Below are 14,962 nucleotides of genomic sequence, written 5' to 3'. Positions count from 1 at the left end.
GTCACCTCTGCCTTGGCACCGTCGCCGCGGCAATTCGCGTGCTGAAATGGCGATCATAAGCCTCATTGAGAGCGCGCCGCATGGGCGTCTCGAAATAGCGCAGGGACAGAATGCTGGCGGCGGCAAGAACGGCGATGGCCAGCGGCACCAGGGCGAGCTTGCCGCCGGGAATGACGGGGGCAAGGAAGCGTGCCGCCAGCGTGAGGACGACGGTCGCGACCGGAATATGCAGCATGTAAGAGGAATAGGTCAGCGACGACCAGCGCTCAAAGCCAAGGCGCGAGAACAGGGTGGTCTGGCTGGAGAGGTCGTGATGGATGGCGAGTGCAGCGATGAGATAGATGACTGCGAGCGCTGCCATGATCGGAAGCTGCGCGCCGAAGATGAGGAACAGGACGAGGGCCGTGGTCAGCAGGCCCGGTATCGCTGGAAGCCGGGCAATCCGGTCGCGAAACAGCCAGCAGGCAATGCCGAGATTGAAGGCAGGCAAAGCGCGGAAGGCGCCACCTTTGTTGATCCAGTCCGGCCAGGGCTCGGTGCTCATGGCAACGGCATAGATGCTGTTGGCCAGCAGCGGCAGCACGACGAGGACCACAATCACCGTCCTGCTCCGCGCGATCATTAGCACCATCAGCGGAAACAGCACGTAGCAGAAGAACTCTGCCGACAGCGACCAGCTCGGAAAATTGAAGGTCAGCCGGTCGCCATCGATGGCGTGCAGCAGCAGGAACTGCGCCGGCAGGTCTGAGAACGGATAGCGCGCCGGGTTGTCGGTCTTGGCGATGCCGGCATGAAGCGCCAGTGCGATCAGGATATAGAAAGCCAGCGTTGCCAGATGCAGAGGATAGATCCGCGCGAGGCGCCGCCACAGGAAGCGGCCGACCGCGGCGGGTGAGCCGACTTTCGCCAGATACTGGCTGGCAATGACGAAGCCGGAGATGACGAAGAACAGGTCGACGAACAGATTGAAGTGCCAGGTGTGGTCCACCATGAAGCGACCAATTGGCAGGTCCTTGATGTAATCGGAATAATGCAGGATTACGACGGCGCTGGCCGCAACGATGCGCAGCCCGTCCAGATGTCGTGTGTTGGTGTCGATATCCTGCAAGAAGCAATATCCCCTGTTGAACGGACCAGGCGTGGCCCCGATCCGGCATGGACGCCGGCGTCACGATCCTAATGCGCGACGTTGGGTTTCGCCGCCGAACGACGGCCGGCCAGCTGCCCGCCGGCGAGTTCGGCGATCAGGTCGATGACGATGTCGTGGTCGCTCGCTGCCAGCGCGTTCCAGCGCGCGAGGTTCTCGGTAGCTGCCGCAACATACTGCCTGCGCCACTGAGAAGCCGCGATAGCCCCGCCGATCTGCGACGCTGCGGTGCCGTGGTCCGACGGATCGATGAAGATGCCGGATGTGCCCAGCACTTCATGGAAGACGGGCGCATTCGGCGCGACGATCGGCAGGCCGGCATACTGGGCTTCGAGCAGTGGAAGGCCGAGGCCTTCGTCATGCGAGGTGCACAGGAAAATATCGGCCTCATTGAGAATGCGCGTCACGTTCTCGGAAGACTGGTAGCCATGCAAGGTCACGCACGACATGCGTTCCAGTGTCTTCCAGTCATCGCCCCAGCCTTTGCGGCCAACGATGTCGAGGGTGGCGCCGGGAAAACCGTGCTGACGCAATTCACGGACGATATTGGCCGCGGCGATGAAGTTCTTGCGTGGCTCCACGGTGCCGAGCGCCACGACGCGCAGCGGCGACGTCTCGGGCTCGCGGTCGGCGCGCTCGGCGGATTCCAGCTTGAACACGTTGCGCACCGGCGGGCGATACAGCGTGATCTCTGCGTCCGGGCGACAATGTTCGGCGAGCTTGCGCTGGGTGTCGCGCGAATTGGTCAGGAAACGCGGATAGTTCTTGAGCGCGATCTTGAAAGGCGTCGCCATATAGAGTCGCGCGCGGGCATTGAGATCGGCCTGTCGCGTCAGCAGGAAGTCGTCGTGCATATAGGGCAGCACACGTGATGAAAACATCCGCAGCAGCGGGCTTGGCGGGAAGCCGGGGCACAGCAGGAACGACGAGGGAGACGCCAGGCGCATCGGCAGACCGAAAGTCTGCGTCGCCACCATCTGGCCGGTGCCGCGCGAGGTGATGGGCACGACATCGAGCGGCGCCAGCGCCTGCTGCGAAAACAGCTCCAGTGTGATCCGTTCGAGCCCGGTCACATGGCGTCCGAGATGGGTGTGATCGACATAGATAGTCATGCAAACTCCTGATCCCGGGGGACGGCGCGGACATGCGGAGCCGCCATCGGCGGTCGCTGATGGACATGGCGGGGTGGCGCCACGGCCGGCGCGCGTTCGCGCGGCAGCAGCAGCGCGATGAGCAGAACGAGTTGCGCCAGCTGGATGTTCTTCGACGAGAAGCTCACCGAGCTTGCCGCAATCATCAGGATCAGCAGCAAGATGGCGAAGGCTGCGCGGTCCGACCGGCGCAGCAGTTCGATGAAGAAGCAGGTCAGGCCGAGCGTGATCAGGATGGTATGGATCAGGCCAAATTGCACGATGCAGGACACCCAGAAGTTCTCGATGCCATAATTCAAACCGAGCTGCGACTGCAGCGCGTTCACGCGAACCGGATTGGGTCCGAGAATCAGTTCGCTCCACTGGAAATGATTGAGCATGTCGAAGGTTGCAAAGCGCGCCAGGGCGCTGCCTTTGTCCGACGAGAAGCGCAGCAGCATCTTGTCGAAGATGCCGAGATAGAGCGCAGCAAAAACGACACCTGCCGCCGCAAAAAGAAAGCAGATCGCGCCGACAGCGAACAGCAGCGGCACGCGCTTGCCGCGGATCAGCCGGATCGTCTCAAGCAGACCGAGGCAAGCCAGCACGAACAATACCGTCATCAGCGCGGTACGGCCGCCGAAGGCCATCAGTGAGCCCAGACTGAAGGCGATCAGTGGCACGCGGATCATGATCGGCGGGCAGATGGCCGGTCGCAGCACCAGCGCCATGATATAGGCGCCGACGATGCCCGAGGCCGTCAGCGGATGGCCGAGGAGCGCAGCCGAGCGCCATTCACCGACTACCAGCACGCTGCCGAGCGTCAGCGGAATGATGCGATGGCCGGAGAAATATTCGTAATAGCCAATCAGGATGTTGAGCAGCAGTGTCGCATGGATGGCCCAGACCAGCGGCCGCCGCTGCGCCGGCGTCAGCCGCCAGATCAGCAGGCACAGCAGGATCGGCAGCAGGAACGTGTCGATGATGACCGTGAACGGGCGTTCCAGCACGAACATCTGGATCAGCAGGACGAACCAGCAGAACAGGTGCACCAGCAAAAGCTTGGCGTCCGTGAAGGCACGGTTGATCTCACCGATCGGGTCGCCGTCGCGCATCAGCAGCAAAAGCATCGCGATGAATGTCGCATAGGTGCCGGGGTGCAATTTCTCGAGAAAATTGCCGCCGGGTGTCAGGTAATGGATCTTGAGATTGGTCAGAACGCCGCCGGACAGCGTGAAGATCGCGACGATGGCGCCCAGCAGCACGCTGACGATCATTAAATTAATGAGTTGGGCGGTGTTGACGATCTGGCGTCGTTGCGGAACGCGTGCACGCGAGCCCGCCGCGGCGACGGCGCCGTTGCGATGCAGCCTGAGCGGCGCGGTCCGGGCCAATGTCAACGCGCAGCTCCCGCACTGGCGGCGGCGACGCCATAGGGCTTCAGATAGGCCGAGCTGCGATAATAGTCGTAGAAGCGGATCTTGCTGAGATCGACCTGGGTCAGCACGGTGCCGAGAATGCGATCATGCACCGGAGCCAGCAGCTCCATCGTGTGGGCGACGACTTCGCGCGGTGTCTGATTCCAGGCCATGGCCAGCAAAATTCGGTCGGCGAGTTCGGCCAGCGCGCGGCCGTCGACCAGCGGAATCAGCGGCGGCGAGTCGATGATGATCAGTTCATAATGTGACTTCAGGCGGTCGAGGATTTCGACGATCTGCTCGGAGAACATCAACTCGGTGATGGCATCGACATCCTTGATAGCGGGCGAGGGCAGGATCGAGAGGCCGGTGCTGCGATCAAGCAGGATGGCGCGCTCCAGCGACACTTCGCCGGTCGCCACCTGCAGGAGGCCGGCATCGGCATTGGGGCTGACGGCGCGGGTCAGACCGGGATTGCGCAGATCGCCGTCGATCAGGAGTGTCTTGATGCCCAGCGTGGCGAAGGACAGTGCGAGATTGCCGGCGAAGGTTGTCTTGCCTTCACTTTCGAGGCCCGATGTCACCAGCACGACCTTGACCGTGTCGATCTTGCGCGCACGCTGAATCGCCAGACGCACCGCGCGAATCGCTTCGGCGAAGAATGTGCCGGGCTCCTCGATGGCATAGCGCATCAGTGGTGGCTGCAATGCAGCCGGCAGCAGCCGCATGGTGCGCGGATCGTAATTGCCGAGTTCGGTGCGGCCGCGTTTGGCACGCCCGGCGAGTTCGCGACTGCTGATCGAGGGTAGAGCGGCCAGCGCGGGAACGCCCGATATCTCTTCGGCCTGTTCCAACGTCTTGATCCGCCCGTCGAGATAGTCGGTCAGGAATGCCAGCACCGTGCCGCCGCCGAGGCCGAGCAGGATCGCAAAGCCTAGAATAAGCATCGTCTTCGGCGCGGAAGGCTTGAGCGGGATGCTGGCAAAGCTGACGATGCGGGAGTCCGGCATCTCCAGGCTTTCCTGCGCCGTCGTCTCCTTCGAGCGCGCCAGATATGACTCATAGAGCGTGCGGTTGGCCTCGGCCTCGCGCTGCAGCTCATGCAGCCGGACCACGGCCTGACCGGACGTGCTGGAGACGCCCTGCAGCTTGTCGAAACTGTCCTGCAGCGACGCCTCGCGCGATTTCGCAACGTCATAATCATGCGCCGTGCCCTGCACGATGCGCCCGATTTCCTCGTTGATCAGCCGCTGCGTGTCCTTGAGCTGTGCCCGCACATTGGCGACCTGCGGATGCCGCGGACCATATTTGCTGGTCAGGTCGGCTTCGTTCTTGGCGATATCGGCATATTGCGCGCGCAGCTTGGTCACCATCTCCGAGGAGACGGCGGCATTGAGTCCGCCGGCATCGCCGCCGGTTTTCGCCAATTGCTGCACCTGATCGAACTTGGCACGCGCCTCGGCGGTCTGCACCCGGGCAGCAATCAGCTTGCTGTTGAGATCGGTGATCTGCTGGTCGTTGACCGTCACGCCCTGCGAGACCGCGAGGTTATTGGCGGAACGATAGTCCGCGACGGCCTGTTCGGAGGTGACGACGCGGTTCTTCAGCGCATCGATCTGGCCGCCGAGCCATTTGGCTGCGATGCGCGTCGCATCGAATTTGGCGCGGACCTGTTCCTCGAAATAGGCGTCAGCCACCGCATTGGCGATGGTCGCGGCTTTCTGCGGCGATTCCGAGCTGACGGCGATATCGACCAGGAATGTCGTGCCTTGTCGTGTCACCTTCATGCGGCGCTGGAGCAGATATATAGAGTATGCACGCGCGGCGTCTTCGGGGCTCACGCCATCGACCGGGCTGCTGCTGCGGAATAGATTGCGGATCGGATCGAGCAGGCCGGGCTTTGGCATGAACTCGAGATCCTGCGTCAGCTTCAGCTTGTCGACCACACGCTGCAGAATGGTCAGCGACTGGATCAGCAGCGTCTGGCTTTCGATGGTCGCATCATCCGTGCCGAAATTGGTCAGCACCGATTGATTGGTTTCGACCACATTGGCGCGCCGGGGATCGACCAGTACGGTGGAATTCGCAGTATAGAGTGTGGTCGCCGTCGCCACATAAGCGAGGGCGATGCCGCCGAGCACGGCGGCGGGCAGCACGACTGCGCGCCAGCGCCGGCGCAGGATGCGCGCCATTTCCCGGAGATCGACGGTCGGCGCCTGCCAACCGGCAACGGCGGTCGGAACCGGTTCCGGTGCCGCCGGATAAGGCTGATCAAAATTGCGCTGTAACATTGAGCCCTACCTGGTGTTTGTCGTAACTGAAGGTGGGTATATCGCTGTCGCGCGATGTGTAGCGGTGATAGGCCGAGATCGCGCTGAAGCGGTTCATCAAATACTTCACGCTGGCATTGGTCGTGGTCACGCGGTCCTTGCGGGCCTGGCCGAAGAAGCGATCGATCTCATAGGCGCCCGCCAGCGACAGGATGACGTTGCGACGCAGCTCGTAGTCGACGCCGACCTGCACGGCATTGGCCAGCACGCCGGTCGAGCTGGTATCGGATGTCTGCGTGACCAGTTGTTCGGCCTTGACGTGGATGTCCATCAATCGCGTCGGGCTCCATGTGAGCTTGGCGCGATAGGACGGTCCGTCGACGGTGCCGATCAGAGGATTGTCGAAGCGCTGCTCGACATAGCCGCCGCCGAACTCGCCGCGGAGCAGATTGCCGAAACCGACGGTCAAGCCGGACAACGCGCGATAGCCGGTGGAGTCCAGCGTCTGGCCGGGTACGCCGCGGATGTTGCGCTGGTTGCCTTCGACGCCGCCGAACCAGCCGAGCACAGGCGAGAACGCATAATCGACGCGGCCGTGAAGCGCATAGATCTGGCCGTCGCGGCTGCTCTGGTCGATCAGACTGCCATCCTGCGCGCGCGCCGTGCCGTAATCGTACGAGTCGACGCGTGCGCCGATCGATGTCGCCAGCCGGTTGAATTCCTTGCGGACGGTCAGGTCGCCGGACATCAGATTATATGGAGTCGGTGTCACGGCATTGGAAGGCGAACTCAGCGAACCCACACCCTCATTGAGATGCGCGATCTGGAAACTGCCCAGCACGACCATATCGTTGGCGATATCGATCCAGCCGGCGCCCTTCAGGCTCACATCGGTCTGGTCGAGGCTTGAATTTTCGTTATAGGCCGTGGTTCGCGAATTGAGCTTGATGTCGATGCCGTGTCGTTCCCACAGCGTGTGCGCACGCAGGCTGGGTTCGATCACCGCTGCAACGTCGCCGCGCTTCTGGGTGTTCGAGGCAAACACATTGCTGTCATAGAGCGCGCCCGTCATCAGCGACGGGTTGAACATCCAGGATCCCTGGCGGATGCCGACAGGTTCATAACCAGGTTGCTGTCGCTTTTTTACTGGCATGTCCTCTGGCGCTACTGCTTCGCGGTTATCCCGGTCGACCAGATCGGGCAGCGCGGACGGTTCGAAAATCCGTTGCGCATTCCAGGGCGGCGCGAGCTCGTCGCTGGTTGCCGGGATCGCCTGGGCATTGGCGGGTGATGCAATACCAAGCAGAATCGCCGTGACCGGCCATGGCGCGATACGGAGAGCGCGGCGCGTGACGGGAATCGGCCGCAGCCCCTCCGGTCCTTCGCCGATCGCCTCCGATCCTGCTGATACAAACGTACATTTCATCACTCATCCCTTGCGAAGGACATGCATTCCTCCGCTATCGAATTGTCGTCGAGACTTGATTGCCGCTTAGAAATTCATCCCGGCGCTTACAAACTCAGCAAGCCCGTGATGAATGTCGCGCCCCCACTAGCGCACTCAACACTCGTCTGATGAAACGCCCTTCTCTTTGCTGCCCACAATGCGAAGTACGAAGTAAAGTTCGTCGCACTGCACAAGAATACGCACCGCAAAAAGTCGAGACTATGGCGACGCGCGACATGAAGGCGCGCATCGGTCACTACACATCAGACAAAATCAAAAATGATGAGTTCAGAAGTATCGTTCTGGGACACGCACATTGTCGCCGGGAAATACTAGGACTGGCGAATCGAGCGCATAGATCTCTTCGACCGTTGAGCCCGATCGCCGCAAATACACTTTGTTCTCATTGGCGCGATAGGTGAATCCACCGGCAGTTGCGACGGCGTCCATCACGGTCAGGCCCATGCGATAAGGGTATTCGCCGCTCTTCTTCACTTCGCCGAGGATATAGAAGGGGCGATACAGTGCGATTTCCACATTCACGCGTGGGTCTCGCACGATTCCCTTGGCCAACGCGGAGGAGATGCCCTTCTCTAATTGCCGTGTGGTCAGGCCTGCGGCCTTCACGTGGCCCGCAAGGGGAATCGATACAAATCCGTTGCTGTCGACTTCATATTCACCGGTGATATCAGCTTCGCCATAGACCTTCAGACGAACGCGGTCAGTCGGTCCAAGAAGATAGGTGCCTGACGGCGAAGCCGCAGAAACCCGCTGGTCCTGTGCGAGCGCGATCGACGGAGCGACGCCAGCAAGGAAGAATGAAAGCACCGGTACTATCAAAATGCCGGCGCATCGGTTCGTTCGCAACATGGTAGACCCCCAACACAACATCAATGTGATCATCTGCATCAATTCGATGACAATTGATGCAGACGACAATTGCGCGAGAGTGTCCGGCAAAAAACGGCGAAAGAATGTGGCGTACTCAGAGAGTGCGCAGATTGCGTACTAATGTCTTCTTAGAGAACCAGAATCTCTGTACCTTCGATGGCAATGCACGTGAGGATGCCGCTGCGCCACGCACCTGTGTCAATATTCACACGGTTATCTCTAATATCTGCATGGGGAACCGGTGTGTGTCCGTGCACCACATAGACGCCATGATTGCGCTTGGAATCCAGGAACTCGTCCCTGATCCACATCAGATCATGCGGATCTTGAGACGACAGCGGAACATTGGGACGAATGCCCGCGTGAACGAACAAGAAGTCGCCGCATCTGATATTGTTCCGCAGGCAACGCAGGAAAGCGTCATGCGCCGGAGGGAATGCGGCGTGAAAGGCGTTCTGCACGTCCCGCGCCGTTGCCGTGCGCGATGGAGAAACGCCATAGGACGCGAGAGTCTGAAGTCCCCCCAGTTGGCGCCAGTGCTCGAGCACGCTGGCATCCTCCAGGAAGTCTTCCATGATGGCTTCGTGATTGCCGCGTAGGCAGATTGCATGGTTGTGCACCATGCGGACTGCCAGCAAATCGATCACACCTTTCGAATCCGCGCCACGATCGATGTAATCGCCGATATAGACCTCTGCCGCATAGGTGATCGGGCGACGTCGGATGTCCTCATCGATGCGCGCGATGGTTTCCTGCAGCAGGTCGGCGCGTCCGTGAATGTCACCGATGGCATAGATACGCGTATCGGGCGGCAGTGCCGCCTTGTTCGAATCTGACCTGGAGAGGGAGCGCGGCATTTCGCGCAAGCTACGATCAGGGAACCGTCGCGGTCAAATTCAATCGGCCGCGCAACGCCTTGGGACTCATAAAGCTTTGGGGATAGCGAAGAGCTCAGAAGAAAATGATGCGAACGGCGACGATCACAGCGACCCAGACGGCCGCATTGATAAGAAGAAGTCTATTTCGCAGTTTGCGGCCAGATGCGTTACGCACATCGCTGGCAGAACTATCCACAGGGCTGGAGATCGCCGCCTTATCCACGGCGATCGCGCGCGGGGGAAATGAAATGTCCCCTGTAGTCATCTGAGGTGTTCGTCGAGCGACCATGGCGATGCCGAAATATCTGGCGGAGTGAGCAGTCTCAGTGCGCAACATAATGGGCGCGCTTTAGTATCGAGTGAAAAATCAAGCTCGAATCGATTGCCGCTTGGTGGCGATTTGTTAATTGCGAAGATCATGCACCCGATCTCGCAGCTACGCGATGCAATTCATCGATCTGCGTAGCGCAATTATTTTGCATGGCTGCCGTGAGCTGGATGCAGTGCAGCAAACAGATAAAACGATCTAAGCGCTTCCGTGCACAAAGATTTTTGCGCGCCGCACAATTATATCAATATTGCGACTGCGTAATGTTACACGCCAATACCGTTTTGCCGCCCTAATTCGTTCGCACAGTTAAGAAATCTTCAGGGATGAAGGTTCTTGCTGATCGACGAAGATGGTTTCGCAATTGCGAATGTTCGTCGAAGGGAAGAGTTCTGAATTCGCATGCCTGCCACATAGGCATGTTTCTGTTCGATTATCGCGCACCAAAGTTCCAGCAGGGAGCGAGAGCATGGCCTCTACAGTTTCAGTTGGTTTTGATCGCAACAAGGTGACGCCGCTCTGGAAGGAGCGGCAGCTCATTTCAGTGCGGCCGGTCGAGTTTGCCGGCCATGGGTCCTATCGGAATAGCGCCTATCGCAGCCGCCGGACGAACCAGGTTGCCCGGTGCGAGCCGTCGGAGTCGATTGCCAAGCGATTGTTCGACATTGCGGCCGCTGGCTCGGCCTTGCTGTTTCTCGCGCCGCTGCTGATCACCATCGCAATCATCATCAAGGCGACCTCGCCGGGGCCGGTGTTCTTCACCCAGTATCGCTACGGCTACCGCAACCGTTTCTTCAAGATATACAAATTCCGCTCGATGCGCACCGATGCCGGCGACAAGCGCGGCATTCAGCAGACGGTCGAAGGCGACGCCCGGGTGACGCGGATCGGCAAGCTGCTGCGCAAGACCAGCCTCGACGAAATTCCGCAGCTTATCAACGTGCTCAAGGGCGATATGTCTCTGGTTGGGCCGCGGCCCCATGTACCGGGCATGCTGGCCGCCAACGTGCTCTATGAAGATCTTGTGCCGTATTACTTTACGCGTCACAGCGCACGGCCCGGCATCACCGGTCTGGCCCAGGTGAGCGGTTGCCGGGGCAGCACCGTGGAGGCGCCACGGGCGATCTCGCGCATCGATTACGACCTCGAGTATATCGAGAAATGGTCGATGCGTATGGACATCACGATCATCGTGCAGACGGTCCGGCGCGAATTCCTCTCCGGTAATGCCTTCTGATGCCCACGACCGATTGAGCGGCGGCATCGATCACACCACACATTGCAGACATTGCGCTGGCGGACCCCCGTCCGGCGCCCGGAATTGTTTTGCCTTGAAACCAGCCTCGAACGAAGGGTGACAGCCATGACGGCGACGCAACGGACCAAGCAGCTCCTCAAAGACGCTTTCCCGTCGATGTATCTGCGCTGGCGCTTCCTGAAGCGTCCCAAATCGGCGGAGCGTGAACTGGCCTATCTCGACAAGATCGTGCCGCAGGGGGCCGTCACGGTCGATGTCGGCGCCAATTGCGGTCTCTACACCCAGCAACTGGCGCGGCTGTCCGGTCAGGTCCATGCGTTCGAGCCGTCGCATGAGATGGCCGATCTGCTTCGGCGCACCTCTGCGTCCAATGTCCGCATCCATGAAGTGGCTCTCTCGGATCATGAAGGCGATGCCGAGCTCTACACACCGCAAGGCGAGGATGGCCTGGTTTACGGGCGGGCATCGCTCGAACAACAATATGAGCCGTCGGTGAAGCAACTGATCACCACGCATGTTCCATTGGCGCGTCTCGATGGTGTCGTGCGCGAGGACGTGTCCTTCGTGAAGGTGGACGTCGAGGGGCACGAGTTGAGCGTCTTGCATGGAGCCGTCGGCCTGATCGACCGGTGCCAGCCAGTCTTCCTTGTCGAGGCAGAGGATCGTCACCGTGCCGAGGCGACGCGCTCGGTGTTCGATTTCTTTCGCGACAAATCCTATCGCGGCTTCTTCCTTCAGGACGACGAGGTGATCTCCATCGATCATTTCAACGCCGGGGAAATGCAGGACGCCGATGCGCTGCTGCCCAATGGTGGCCGTAAACCCGGGCAAGCTTACGTCAACAACTTCTTTTTCTTTCCGCAGCATCTCGACGGCGAGTTGATCCTCAACAGCTGAGGCGCATGCGGAATTCTCGGGGGATGTCCGGGTCGTTCTGACCGCGGACTGTTTACAAGACAGGACATGCAATGCGAATTGCCATGATTGGCGCTGGCTATGTGGGGCTCGTGTCGGGGGCGTGCTTTTCGGACTTCGGCCATCACGTCACCTGCGTCGATACCGATCAGGGAAAGATCGATGCGCTGAACAACGGTGAGATCCCGATCCATGAGCCCGGTCTCGATGCGCTGGTCGCGAGCAACGTCAAGCAGGGACGGCTGAAATTCGTCACCGATGTCGCATCTGCTGTCGGTGCGGCTGAGGTGGTGTTCATCGCCGTCGGCACGCCGTCGCGGCGCGGTGACGGTCATGCGGACCTGTCCTATGTCTATGCAGCGGCGCGCGAGATCGCGAAGGCCATCAAGAAGTTCACCGTGGTGGTCAACAAGTCGACGGTGCCGGTCGGTTCCGGCGACGAGGTCGAGCGCATCATTCGCGAGGAGAATCCGGATGCCGAATTCGCCGTGGTCTCGAATCCGGAATTCCTGCGCGAAGGCGCTGCTATCAGAGACTTCAAACATCCCGATCGTATCGTCATCGGTTCCAGCGATCAGCGCGCCAAGGATGTCATGGCGGAAGTCTACCGGCCGCTGCATCTGAACTCGTCGCCGATCATGTATACGGATCGCCGCACGGCCGAACTGACCAAATACGCCGCCAATTCATTCCTGGCCACGAAAGTCGCCTTCATCAACGAGATCGCCGATCTCGCCGAGAAGGTTGGTGCCAATGTACAGGAAGTCGCGCGGGGCATCGGTCTCGACAACCGGATCGGCCTGAAGTTCCTGCACGCCGGACCGGGCTATGGCGGCTCGTGTTTTCCGAAGGACACGCTGGCACTGATCAAGACGGGGCAGGATTACGAAGCGCCGCTGCGCATCGTCGAGACCGTGGTCGCCGTCAACGACCAGCGCAAGCGCGCGATGGCGCGCAAGGTCGCGCATGCCTTCGGCGGCAATCTGCGGGGCAAGTCCATCGCCATTCTCGGTGTGACCTTCAAGCCGAATACCGACGACATGCGCGACGCGCCGTCGATCCCGTTGATCACGGCGCTGCAGGATATGGGCGCCGAGGTGCGGGTCTATGATCCCGTGGGCATGGAGCAGGCGAAGAAGGTGTTCGAAAATGTCACCTTTTGCGAGGGGCCCTATGAATGCGCCCGCGGGTGTCATGCCATGGTCATCGTCACCGAATGGGAGCAGTTCCGCGCGCTCGATCTGAAGGAGATGGCGGCGATCATGGCCTGTCCGGTGATCATCGATCTCCGCAACATCTATTCGCCGGATGAAGTGACGCGGAACGGATTTCTCTATAGCGGCGTCGGGCGGCCGCAAGCAGTGGCTTACTAGCTCGCGCATCTGCGCAGATAAGGGGAGGCGCGCAGTGTCTTACTGCGTCGCTTCCTCCGTCGTGTCGGGCGCAGTCGCATGTTCGCTTCGCGGCGTCGTGGAGGCGTCGTTATAGCTTTCAGTCTGGTAGATCGATTCCAGGTCGCTGCCGCCGAGATACCAGCTTCCAAGGAAATATGTGGCGCCGATGATGGCTGCGGCCATCACGAGGCCGCGGCCGACGGAGAAGACGATATCGGCCTTCGTGACTTTATGCGGAGCGATCTTGTCCATGAAGGCGTCCCTATGGGGCATGCCGCTATCCTGCAACGGCGTGGTCCAGTTGGTGCTCAGGAATTCGAGCGCAAGCAACAGCGCAATCAATCCCGGACAGTGTAGCGTTATCGATCTGACATGTCTGCTGGAAATGCCGAGATCGTCGCGTAGCAGAGAACCCATTGAATAAGCGAATAATGCGGCGCTCAGACCGCAGATCGCAGAATCACAATCACTTTCGGCATCCGCCCCATCCGCGAACATCGCCAATGCGGCTCATTTGTTCAACCGTCACAATTGCAACAATTCAACCCCGAATGTCGGAATACCGAACACAGGCGCGTGAGCACGAGCTTTCTCCCGTGGAACCTGAGGATGACGACAGAGTGACGATGCGTTGCTGGAGTACCGAGGTTATGATCGCACTATGAGACAAACTACATTTATACTGGCACTTGCCGCCGTGATCGCGTCCCCGATCTATGCGAACGAAATCGATCAGATGGCGAACAATCTGGAAACAAGCTGTTCGAACCACTTTCGCAAGCGGCCGAACAAACCTTCGAGCGATTCCAAAAAGTTCTGCAGCTGTTTTGCCGGAACCTTCACATCGACCATCTCGCTGCGGGAACTTGATGCCGCAAATGGGGTGGTAACATCGGAAATTCAGGAACAATTCGAACGCGCTGCGGAGTTCTGCGGCCGCGATGTTGCGCCGTCCGTCGCGCAAGCGGGCAGGGCATGGATCATGGAATCCAACTGACCGACGAATCCCGGCGATCATTGTCGGCTGTTACCCTGACTCACTGTCGCCTCATTTGACCGCAAGTCTTTGCTCGTCGGCAAAGTGGGACACATCTTGCGCCGGCATTTGGGGACTGCTCATTGACTGACTCTCGTTTCAAGGCGCAAGTGGCGTCTCGCATGCCTATGCTCCGATTCAAGGAGTCGAAGCTCAGGCAGAAGGTCGGTTCCGCCGTCGAGGCGGTTTCGATTGCATGCGCCCATGTTCTTGCTATCGCGGCCCTGGTGATCATCGGCGGTCTTGTCATCTATGTGAGATAATCGTCGTGCGTACTATTCTACTTGGACTGTTCCTGACGGCCGTCGCCCAGCCGTGTTTCGCGCAAAAATTTCTCTCCTTCGAACCTTTGATGATGGATCCGTATGCGACCGTGTTCGTCGACAACGGTTCGTGTTCGGCGGGCAAGGTGCTGAAGGTGCAAGGTGCGCCGAACAACCAGCGTCGCAAGAAAAGCTGTGTGCCGATCAGCGACGTTCGCGGCCCCGGCGCCGTCAGAGGCAAATAGCCAAGGCCACCGCAACGGCGCTTACGCCGTCGCCTGCTGTATCGTCGGTCGGCCCACGCCATAGGCGTTGACGGCGCCCGGCGGATCGATGCCGCGCATATGCGATGGATGTGGCTTCCGTGGCATCCATGCCCAAATGGGCAGCAAAGGCAGAAAATACGGGCTTAATTCGTCGAAAATGCCCGCATCCGCGCGGACGCCCTGACAAGCGGGAACAGCATTGCTATGGTCGCGCGTACCGGCCGCGACGTGCCGGGTTCCGAATCGAGATGGATCAGTTCAGGTGACATTTGAGCCTTCCGCGCGTCCGGGTGCAATGCAGGGCGGACTCGCGGCATCGTA

Annotated in this window: 14 protein-coding genes; 6 read left to right on the top strand and 8 right to left on the bottom strand. The window is 60.0% G+C overall.

Going from position 1 to position 14,962, the window contains the following annotated elements; all coding sequences use genetic code 11:
- Window position 1: 1 nt before the first annotated feature.
- The 7 genes from AB7951_RS20560 to AB7951_RS20530 form a co-directional block, all read right to left on the bottom strand.
- Window positions 2–1,108: an acyltransferase family protein gene (locus tag AB7951_RS20560; RefSeq protein WP_441256037.1), complete on the bottom strand. Its 1,107-nt coding sequence runs from the start codon at window positions 1,106–1,108 to the stop codon at window positions 2–4.
- A gap of 68 nt (window positions 1,109–1,176) precedes the next feature.
- Window positions 1,177–2,259, bottom strand: a complete 1,083-nt coding sequence (locus AB7951_RS20555) for a glycosyltransferase family 4 protein (protein WP_120288780.1) — start codon at window positions 2,257–2,259, stop codon at window positions 1,177–1,179.
- Window positions 2,256–3,677 (bottom strand): VpsF family polysaccharide biosynthesis protein, encoded by a 1,422-nt coding sequence (locus tag AB7951_RS20550; RefSeq protein WP_199712034.1) that lies wholly within the window; start codon window positions 3,675–3,677, stop codon window positions 2,256–2,258. The genes AB7951_RS20555 and AB7951_RS20550 overlap by 4 nt, the downstream gene beginning before the upstream one ends.
- Window positions 3,674–5,986 carry a GumC family protein gene (locus AB7951_RS20545; RefSeq protein ID WP_120288781.1) on the bottom strand — a complete coding sequence of 771 codons (2,313 nt, stop codon included), beginning with the start codon at window positions 5,984–5,986 and terminating at the stop codon, window positions 3,674–3,676. The genes AB7951_RS20550 and AB7951_RS20545 overlap by 4 nt, the downstream gene beginning before the upstream one ends.
- Complete coding sequence (locus tag AB7951_RS20540; protein ID WP_120288782.1) at window positions 5,967–7,391, bottom strand: outer membrane beta-barrel protein; 1,425 nt, start codon at window positions 7,389–7,391, stop codon at window positions 5,967–5,969. Before AB7951_RS20540 ends, AB7951_RS20545 begins: the two co-directional genes overlap by 20 nt.
- Window positions 7,392–7,700: 309 nt before the next feature.
- Window positions 7,701–8,315 carry a polysaccharide biosynthesis/export family protein gene (locus AB7951_RS20535; RefSeq protein ID WP_244628432.1) on the bottom strand — a complete coding sequence of 205 codons (615 nt, stop codon included), beginning with the start codon at window positions 8,313–8,315 and terminating at the stop codon, window positions 7,701–7,703.
- 116 nt (window positions 8,316–8,431) lie between these two features.
- A complete protein-coding gene (locus AB7951_RS20530; protein WP_120289209.1) occupies window positions 8,432–9,160 on the bottom strand; it encodes a metallophosphoesterase family protein in 729 nt (242 codons plus the stop codon).
- A gap of 818 nt (window positions 9,161–9,978) precedes the next feature.
- On the opposite strand from AB7951_RS20530, the gene AB7951_RS20525 reads away from it, so the two are divergent.
- The 3 genes from AB7951_RS20525 to AB7951_RS20515 all read left to right on the top strand — a co-directional run bounded on the left by AB7951_RS20525 (window position 9,979) and on the right by AB7951_RS20515 (window position 13,055).
- Window positions 9,979–10,746 carry a sugar transferase gene (locus AB7951_RS20525; RefSeq protein ID WP_120288785.1) on the top strand — a complete coding sequence of 256 codons (768 nt, stop codon included), beginning with the start codon at window positions 9,979–9,981 and terminating at the stop codon, window positions 10,744–10,746.
- A 126-nt stretch (window positions 10,747–10,872) separates the two neighbouring features.
- Window positions 10,873–11,664, top strand: coding sequence for an FkbM family methyltransferase (locus AB7951_RS20520; RefSeq protein WP_089268058.1), 792 nt, complete (start codon window positions 10,873–10,875; stop codon window positions 11,662–11,664).
- Between the two features lie 71 nt (window positions 11,665–11,735).
- Entirely contained in the window at window positions 11,736–13,055 is a 1,320-nt protein-coding gene (locus AB7951_RS20515) for a UDP-glucose dehydrogenase family protein (RefSeq protein ID WP_120288786.1), read from the top strand.
- 39 nt (window positions 13,056–13,094) lie between these two features.
- On the opposite strand, the gene AB7951_RS20510 is transcribed toward AB7951_RS20515, so the two are convergent.
- Window positions 13,095–13,406 (bottom strand): hypothetical protein, encoded by a 312-nt coding sequence (locus tag AB7951_RS20510; RefSeq protein ID WP_439066195.1) that lies wholly within the window; start codon window positions 13,404–13,406, stop codon window positions 13,095–13,097.
- Window positions 13,407–13,812: 406 nt separating this feature from the next.
- Between AB7951_RS20510 and AB7951_RS20505 the strand changes: the two genes are divergently transcribed.
- The 3 genes from AB7951_RS20505 to AB7951_RS20495 all read left to right on the top strand — a co-directional run bounded on the left by AB7951_RS20505 (window position 13,813) and on the right by AB7951_RS20495 (window position 14,620).
- Complete coding sequence (locus tag AB7951_RS20505; RefSeq protein ID WP_141137206.1) at window positions 13,813–14,073, top strand: hypothetical protein; 261 nt, start codon at window positions 13,813–13,815, stop codon at window positions 14,071–14,073.
- 161 nt (window positions 14,074–14,234) lie between these two features.
- The gene (locus AB7951_RS20500; RefSeq protein ID WP_158596770.1) at window positions 14,235–14,375 is read left to right on the top strand and encodes a hypothetical protein; all 141 of its coding nucleotides are present in this window, start codon (window positions 14,235–14,237) and stop codon (window positions 14,373–14,375) included.
- Between the two features lie 5 nt (window positions 14,376–14,380).
- On the top strand, window positions 14,381–14,620 hold the full coding sequence (locus AB7951_RS20495) for a DUF6719 family protein (protein ID WP_120288788.1): 240 nt from the start codon (window positions 14,381–14,383) through the stop codon (window positions 14,618–14,620).
- Window positions 14,621–14,962 lie beyond the last annotated feature (342 nt).

The organism is Tardiphaga sp. 285_C5_N1_2, assembly GCF_052076065.1.
Lineage (GTDB): Bacteria > Pseudomonadota > Alphaproteobacteria > Rhizobiales > Xanthobacteraceae > Tardiphaga > Tardiphaga robiniae.
Note: the sequence above shows the minus strand (reverse complement) of the source record. Positions and strands in the feature narration are given on the sequence as shown.